Source organism: Acetatifactor sp. (assembly GCF_982438285.1).
Genome location: NZ_CEWDFQ010000163.1, coordinates 1 through 6,834, shown reverse-complemented (window position 1 = coordinate 6,834; position 6,834 = coordinate 1). Strand labels below are relative to the sequence as shown.

Genomic DNA, 6,834 nt, shown 5'->3' with positions numbered 1-6,834 from the left:
GCGGAGGATGGGGCGCAGATCATTCTGCTGCCGGAGCTGTTTGAAACCTGGTATTTCTGCCAGGAAAAAAAATATGCTTCCTATGAGCTGGCCTATCCGGCGGAGGAAAATCCTGCGGTACGCCACTTTCAGAAGGTGGCTTCCGAGCTGAAGGTAGTGCTGCCCATAAGCTTTTTTGAGAAAAGCGGGAATACCACCTTTAATTCGGTGGCGGTGATCGACGCGGATGGCACAATTTTGGGTATCTACCGCAAAACGCATATTCCGGATGATCATTTCTATCAGGAGAAATTCTATTTCACGCCGGGAGACACAGGATTTCAGGTGTGGGACACCGCCTACGCCAGAATTGGAGTGGGCATCTGCTGGGATCAATGGTTTCCGGAAGCTGCAAGGTGTATGGCGCTGATGGGCGCCCAGCTTCTCTTGTATCCCACGGCTATAGGCTCCGAGCCGATTATCGGATGCGACAGCATGCCCCACTGGCGGCGCTGTATGCAGGGACATGCGGCGGCAAACGTGATGCCTGTGATTGCGGCAAACCGCATCGGGGAGGAAACGGTGCTTCCCACCAGGGAGAACAACAATCAGTCCTCCAGCCTTGTATTCTATGGTTCCTCTTTTATTACGGACGAAACAGGGGAGATTCTCTCGGAAGGGGACCGGACAAAGGAGAAGATACTCCTTCATTCCTTTGATCTTGAGAGCATTGAGAAGCTTCGGTTTGAATGGGGGCTTTTCCGGGACAGAAGGCCAAAGATGTATAAAGAAATCTGCAGATAGAAGGCGGATACCCCAAAAGCCTTGATTCTAATAGATAAGCGGAAAATTCTGTGGTATACTATGACTGAAAGATTTATTGCCATTAGGATTGGGAGGTTGATGCTGTGGATAAGATTAAGGACGAAAAGTTAAGAGAAATTTTACAGGAAATGGCGGAACTTCTTCACCGGGTATATGGAAAACGTCTAAAAGCGGTGATTTTATATGGCTCAGTTGCCCGAGGAACGCAGACAAAGGATTCAGATGTGGATATAATGGTTCTGGTGGATGGTACGGACTCGGAACTGCGGAAATACGACGAAAAGCTCAGCGATGTATCTACTGATCTGGCGCTTAAATACCTGAGAGTATTTTCTATAATTGATGTAAAATATCAGGAGTACATGGAGTGGAGAACAATTTCCCCGTTCTATAAAAATGTGGATAAGGAAGGCGTTGTGGTTTATGCAGCTTGATATCCAAACATTGTGCAGATACAGGCTGGAACGTTCCAGAGAAGATCTGCAGGCAGCAAGAGTGGATCATGATTCCGGGCTGTTTAAAGCATCAATTAACCGTTCCTATTATGCGATTTTTCATGGAATTCGTGCGGTGAATATTTTAGATGGATTTGATGCATCAAAGCACAGCTCTGTTATTGCCCATTTTAACCAATATTTTGTGCATACTGGAGAATTTGATCGTGATATATATAAGATCATTGACGGGGCATACCGAATACGGGAAAAATGTGATTACTCGGATTTTTTTCTGGCATCAAAAGAGGACTCTGCTATTCAGCTTTCACATGCGGAAACATTTGTGAAAACGGTAGAAGAATATATACAAAAGAAGGGAAATATGGCGGAAAACGATTCTGTTGATAGAAAACGTAGAAATTGACGGTTCTGGGTGTCAGCTACAGCAGAATTCCCTTTTCCTTAAGCTCCTGACGAATCAGGCCCAGGGCCTTTTCGGAGGGAGCTTTTATGGTATGATAATGGAGATCTTCCGTCAGAGCCTTTAAGGGCTTTGAGCTGCTCTGGGACAGCCGGGTGCAGAATTCCTGGGCGTCCTGGATATCATTGATCACAAGGTCTACCCGGATTTGTCCGTAGAGGTCGTGATCAATAAACACGTCCAGCATACTGCCGCCAAAGTCCACAATAGAACGCATTTCATCCAGGGTTTCTTCTGCGGTGTGCTTTACAGCGATGACAGCGGTGCAGCCCTTGCGCATATCCTGGGGATGAAAGAGCATATAGCCTTTGTTGGTGGAGAGGATATTGCGGTTCTCGGCCCTGAGAATAGCCACATCCTGTACGATAATCTGGCGGCTTACGCCGAAGTGCCCTGCCAGCTGGGAGCCGTTTACAGGCTCTGCCTTGCTGCTTAAATATTCCAGAATTCTTTTTCTTCTAAACGCTGCGTCATTCATGGAAATTCCTCCCTGTTATCTGATGACTTCCCGTTAATTTACGATTTTCGCATTGGGATAAATACGCTCCATCCGCTCGTCCGGAAAATGGCTGTCTAAAAAGCTGTTCACAGCCTGGGCAGCAGAGGAGACATTCTGCCCTGCGGCAGGTTTTGGTGTGTTTCTGTCCGTATACCGTGCAAGGGCGGCTGCAGATATAGCCATGTTAAATACCATAAATACAATCAAAAAATTACACAGAATGGTGCCAAAGCGCTTGGGCAGCTTCTCGATCAGGGCGGACAGGCGGGGATAGAGGAGCTTTAGCCACACAACGGCGGCAATTCCCCAGAAAAAACAAAACAGCAGGTTGATGCGTCCACCCAGGTTGAAGGTATAGCTGCTGTAGTCCCAAAAGATGGTGCCAAATACCAGCTCCGTAAAGACGCTGCAGATATATTCATAAGCGCCGCCCAAAAGAGTGCCTGCAGCAAAAATGTATCCGTCGCTCTTGTCTTTATAGCGGTAGAGAAGTCCTGTCAGCAGTGCGCAGGCCAGTCCCCAGACAATGCTGAAGGGACCGTAAACTACACTGCTTCGGCTCATAAGCTCTCCTGCGGTGATATAGCAGAAGATGGTTTCCACGATGTCTCCCAGAAAGGAGCCTATGAAAAACAGGCAGAACAGCTTATAAAAGCTGCAGCCCTGGGCGAAAACCTGTGACTTCTCCCGTTTGGCTGCGGCAGCCTGGGGATTGATGGCGGGAAAAGACTTCTGCATACGGGACTGCACCCGCTTGGTCAGAGCATTTTCCAACAGCCTTGAGGTTTCCTGCATACCTTCTGTGAGCTGAGACAGCCGTCTGGCTCTGGATTTCATTCCCAGCACGGAAATGGCGGTGGGAATAAAATCCACTGCCAGCAGTCCCCAGAGCACCCATAAAAGCACCGCGGCCAGAAACTCCGGTATCAGATTCAGCAGGGAACACAGCAGAGGATTCACAAACAGCATGGTGACCACTGCCAAAATTCCCCAGAGGAGACAATACCGCAGACAGATATAGCCCCCTATGTTAAAGCGGATATGTGAATAATCCCACAGCTTTTGATGAAATATTTTTTCCAGGGCAAGGCCTGTAAGGTATTCCAAAACTGCGGCGATAAGCATTCCTCCCAGAAACAGGAAGAACGGATTTTCCGTAAGCTCCGGCAGAAAAATGGCAAACAGCGCTGAGCCAAAGCCATAGATGGGGCACAGGGGGCTGTTTACGAAGCCCCGGTTGACGAATTTCCGGCGCTGCAAGGCAGCGGCGCATACTTCAATGCACCAGCCTGCAAAGGAATAGATAAAAAACAGCCAGGAAATTTGCAGCAAGTTATAAGTCATGTCAGGTTCCCTTCTCTTTAGCTAATAAATATAAGAATCATTATATACTGCTTTGCCAATCATCATACCACAGGCTGGGCCGAAAAGTAAAGACGGGACAGACCGCAGGGAGGGTTTGCCTACTGGATGCAGAGATCAAACTGTCCTCCTGTGAGGGTAAGGCGGATTCGGTACAGATCGTGGTCCCAGGAGGCTTTAAGCTTGGGGTCCGTGACTGGGAGCGTATCAATGGCGAAAAGCTCTGCTCCCCGGAAAGAGGCGCAGGCAATTTCTTCAAAAACAATTTCTCCGCAATCCCCAGAATTCATTTTGACAGAAGGAGCATGGTAGGTAATGAGATTTAAGGTGACATTTTCACAGTTGGTGCAGTCTGTCAGCTCTATCTTATTTTCCTTTTTCCACAGAATCACCTTCCGCACGTAGGAGGGGGAGGCGCCGTCCCTGGCAGGGCAGGCATTTTCCGAAAAAGGATATGCCTCGGAAAGCTCCATGGAGATGGAGGCCTTATCCTGATCAAAGGCAGTCTTCACCTGGGTGGCCCGGAAGGCGGCTCCATCCCTTTGATCCAGCCCGTCTATGGTGGGAAGATTGTGATAGCAGGACTGCATGGTCCAGATTTCATAGCGTCTTTCGGAGAAGGTTTTCTTTGTATAGCTTTCCACGCCAATGTCCACAAACAGAGGATTTCCCTGTTTGTAGAGGATGAAACTGCCCGTATCATTGTGATTGTGGCTGTCTGCGTTGTCACCGGCCTTTACCGCCAGGGAAAACAAGGGGCTTCTTGCCACAAACAGTCCCACACTGGGGTAAAATACATCCTCAGGGGGAAGGTCTGCGGGATTTTCCCGGGCAAAATCTATCATCTCCTGGGAGCAGAAGGCGGTCTGCAGTCTGTAATAGAGGCTGTTGCCCTCGTCATTGTAAAGAGCGAAGCCTGATTTGCCAAAATCCCTGGCGCCAAAGAGCATTAAGGGACGCTGGCCGGTGTATTTTCCGAAAAGATACTCTCTGGCTCCCGCATATCCCGGCCTGGCGGAGCAGTCGGAAAAGTTAAAATAGCAGTTGTCCTCCACATGGACATTTAAAATATAGGAGGCAATATTTTTTATTTTTTCCCATTGAAACAGAGGGGCAAAAAAGCCGCCTGTGACCTGATCCAGAATGTCTAAGGCGCAAAACAGGCACAGCCCCGCATGGCGGTAATAGTGGGCGCCCTCGTCGCAGCAGCCGTCCTCACCGTAGCCTGCAAGAAAATAGTCGCAGCTTAAAGCGGCCTTTTTCAAAACCTCAAGCCTGGTCTGCTCAGGAAAATCTGCCAAAAAGGCAGTAATCAGCACATTCTGGGTACACCACACGGTCCAGTTGCACATTTCCTCCCCGTCTCTTCCCATCCACCAGAAATGCTCCGTGAGATAGGGTCTAAGAATCCTTTCCTCCAGCTCCTTGTGAATTCTTTTTGTAATGAAAGGACTGACTTCATCAAGCTGTTCGGAGAGCAGATATAAAATACAGGAAAGCTGGGCCCCGGTTTCACAGGCAAATAAATCCAACACAGGTCTTTGGGGATCCGGCAGAATAAATTGTTCACTGTCCCGGATATAGCTGTTGTGGGGCGGAATCTGCCAGGCGCTTTCCTCGCACAGGGCATAGATGCCGTTGATAATATCGTCCAAAAAGCGGCCTTCTCCCTCTGCGCATTCTGCAAGCACAAGGCTGTTTAGGGCCCTGCGCCTGGAGAAATAGGGTCCCTCATAGACGGCCCGGCTGCCGGTTCTCTTAAAGCTCATATAATCCGTAGCCCGGATGGGAGGATAAGCAAAGGATAGGCAAGCCTCTCCCTCCTGTATAATTTTGCGCTGGATTTCCTGCGGAAGTCTCTGATAGGCTGACCTGTCTGAGGCGGTCGAAAAAGGGGAAAATGCCTTGAGAAGACTCTCATCCTTCCCCTTTGCCCTATTTTTGGATAAAGCATCCAAAAAAAGAGAAGCAGCCTGACTGCACTTGTTTTCCATAATATATCTCTCCTTTTATTTAGATTCAGGTAATTGCAAAACTGGATTCCTGGTATCAGAAACTGAGTATAATAACCAAAATAAGGGTGACTAGCCACTGCTTTGGAACCCGTTTCTGGTTATTATGACCAGTTTCGTGCCTTTGCCGTTCGTCTCGCAATTACTTATTTCTACTGTCTATATTGGGCATTCAGGTATTCAGTGGGGGACATGCCCTCCAGCTTTTTAAATACCTTGCTGAAATAAAAGGCGCTCTCAAAGCCCAGCATCTCAGCAATCTCGTATACCTTAAGGCGCCCCTCCTGCAAAAGCTTTTTGCTCTCCCTGATTTTGCAGGAATTTACATATTCGGAAAAGCCGGTCTCATTATACTTTCCGAAAAGCTGGCTTAAATAATTGGGGCTGATTCCGAACACGGCGGCTACCTCGTTTAAGGAAAGCCGTTCTCTTACATGTTCATTGATGTACTTTTTTACATTGGCCACAATATGGTTTTTATAATCACGGCGGCGGTCCTTAAAAAGCTGACACATTTGCCGGCTGAAGGACTGCAGCCAGTTTATGACCTGATCCACGCTTGTCTGCTTGTAGATGGAGCGGTATCCCTCTGGATTGTCCTTGAAAAATTCGGACAAAATGGATTCGCCGTTCTGAAGCAGGGAGATAGACAGATAGAGGATATTGCATGCCGCATCCAGAGCCTGAACATAGCAGCTGGGATGGAGGGCAAACAGTCCGCAGATATCGTCTATGGTCTTTTGCAGAATTTCCGGATCGTATTCTTCAAAGGCCCTGGTCAGCTCCTGCTTAAACAAGCTGATATTAAAGGAGCTGTGATAGGAATCCTCCTTCAGACAGTCCTCAAAAAAGGAAAAGGGGCGGGAAGCGTCAGCCATAAGACAGGCCTGTCTGGAATACTGATAGGAGTCGCTGATGCCCTGAGGCGAGTCCGTCAGGCTGCCGATGCCGCAGTGAAAGGAGACATTGTAGTATTTTTCCAAGGTTGTGCTGATTCCGGAAAGAATACCCTGGATATTCCTCCCATAGTCCTTGCTCTCCCGGCAGCTTTCGGATATTGTGCTATAGCAGAAAATCAGGGCAAAATGCCGGATATCCAGAGAAAGGGCATAGCAAGGCATATATTTTGCCGCCAGCTCCCGTATCATCTGCATAGAGGAAACAAACAGGGAAATCTGTTTTTCCCTGGGAAGCTGCTCCGCCTGGGGACTGGTCATTTCTCCGTAGCAGCATACATAC

7 protein-coding genes are annotated in these 6,834 nt (G+C 48.4%); 3 read left to right on the top strand and 4 right to left on the bottom strand.

What is annotated here, in order from left to right:
- The 3 genes from aguB to AC1WIP_RS09230 form a co-directional block, all read left to right on the top strand.
- The coding region (gene aguB, locus AC1WIP_RS09240; RefSeq protein ID WP_481141570.1) for an N-carbamoylputrescine amidase at window positions 1–783 on the top strand (783 nt) is incomplete at its 5' end.
- A gap of 104 nt (window positions 784–887) precedes the next feature.
- Window positions 888–1,238: a nucleotidyltransferase family protein gene (locus AC1WIP_RS09235; protein WP_318704361.1), complete on the top strand. Its 351-nt coding sequence runs from the start codon at window positions 888–890 to the stop codon at window positions 1,236–1,238.
- The gene (locus AC1WIP_RS09230; RefSeq protein WP_481141569.1) at window positions 1,228–1,665 is read left to right on the top strand and encodes a HEPN domain-containing protein; all 438 of its coding nucleotides are present in this window, start codon (window positions 1,228–1,230) and stop codon (window positions 1,663–1,665) included. Before AC1WIP_RS09235 ends, AC1WIP_RS09230 begins: the two co-directional genes overlap by 11 nt.
- A gap of 16 nt (window positions 1,666–1,681) precedes the next feature.
- Here the strand turns inward: AC1WIP_RS09230 and AC1WIP_RS09225 are convergent, their stop codons facing one another.
- From AC1WIP_RS09225 to AC1WIP_RS09210, 4 genes are all read right to left on the bottom strand, one after another.
- Window positions 1,682–2,200 carry a 3H domain-containing protein gene (locus tag AC1WIP_RS09225; protein WP_481141568.1) on the bottom strand — a complete coding sequence of 173 codons (519 nt, stop codon included), beginning with the start codon at window positions 2,198–2,200 and terminating at the stop codon, window positions 1,682–1,684.
- Between the two features lie 33 nt (window positions 2,201–2,233).
- Window positions 2,234–3,565 carry a putative ABC transporter permease gene (locus tag AC1WIP_RS09220; RefSeq protein WP_481141567.1) on the bottom strand — a complete coding sequence of 444 codons (1,332 nt, stop codon included), beginning with the start codon at window positions 3,563–3,565 and terminating at the stop codon, window positions 2,234–2,236.
- Window positions 3,566–3,684: 119 nt separating this feature from the next.
- Complete coding sequence (locus AC1WIP_RS09215; RefSeq protein WP_481141566.1) at window positions 3,685–5,577, bottom strand: heparinase II/III domain-containing protein; 1,893 nt, start codon at window positions 5,575–5,577, stop codon at window positions 3,685–3,687.
- Window positions 5,578–5,747: 170 nt separating this feature from the next.
- On the bottom strand, window positions 5,748–6,834 hold a 1,087-nt coding region (locus AC1WIP_RS09210; RefSeq protein ID WP_481141565.1), incomplete at its 5' end, for a helix-turn-helix transcriptional regulator.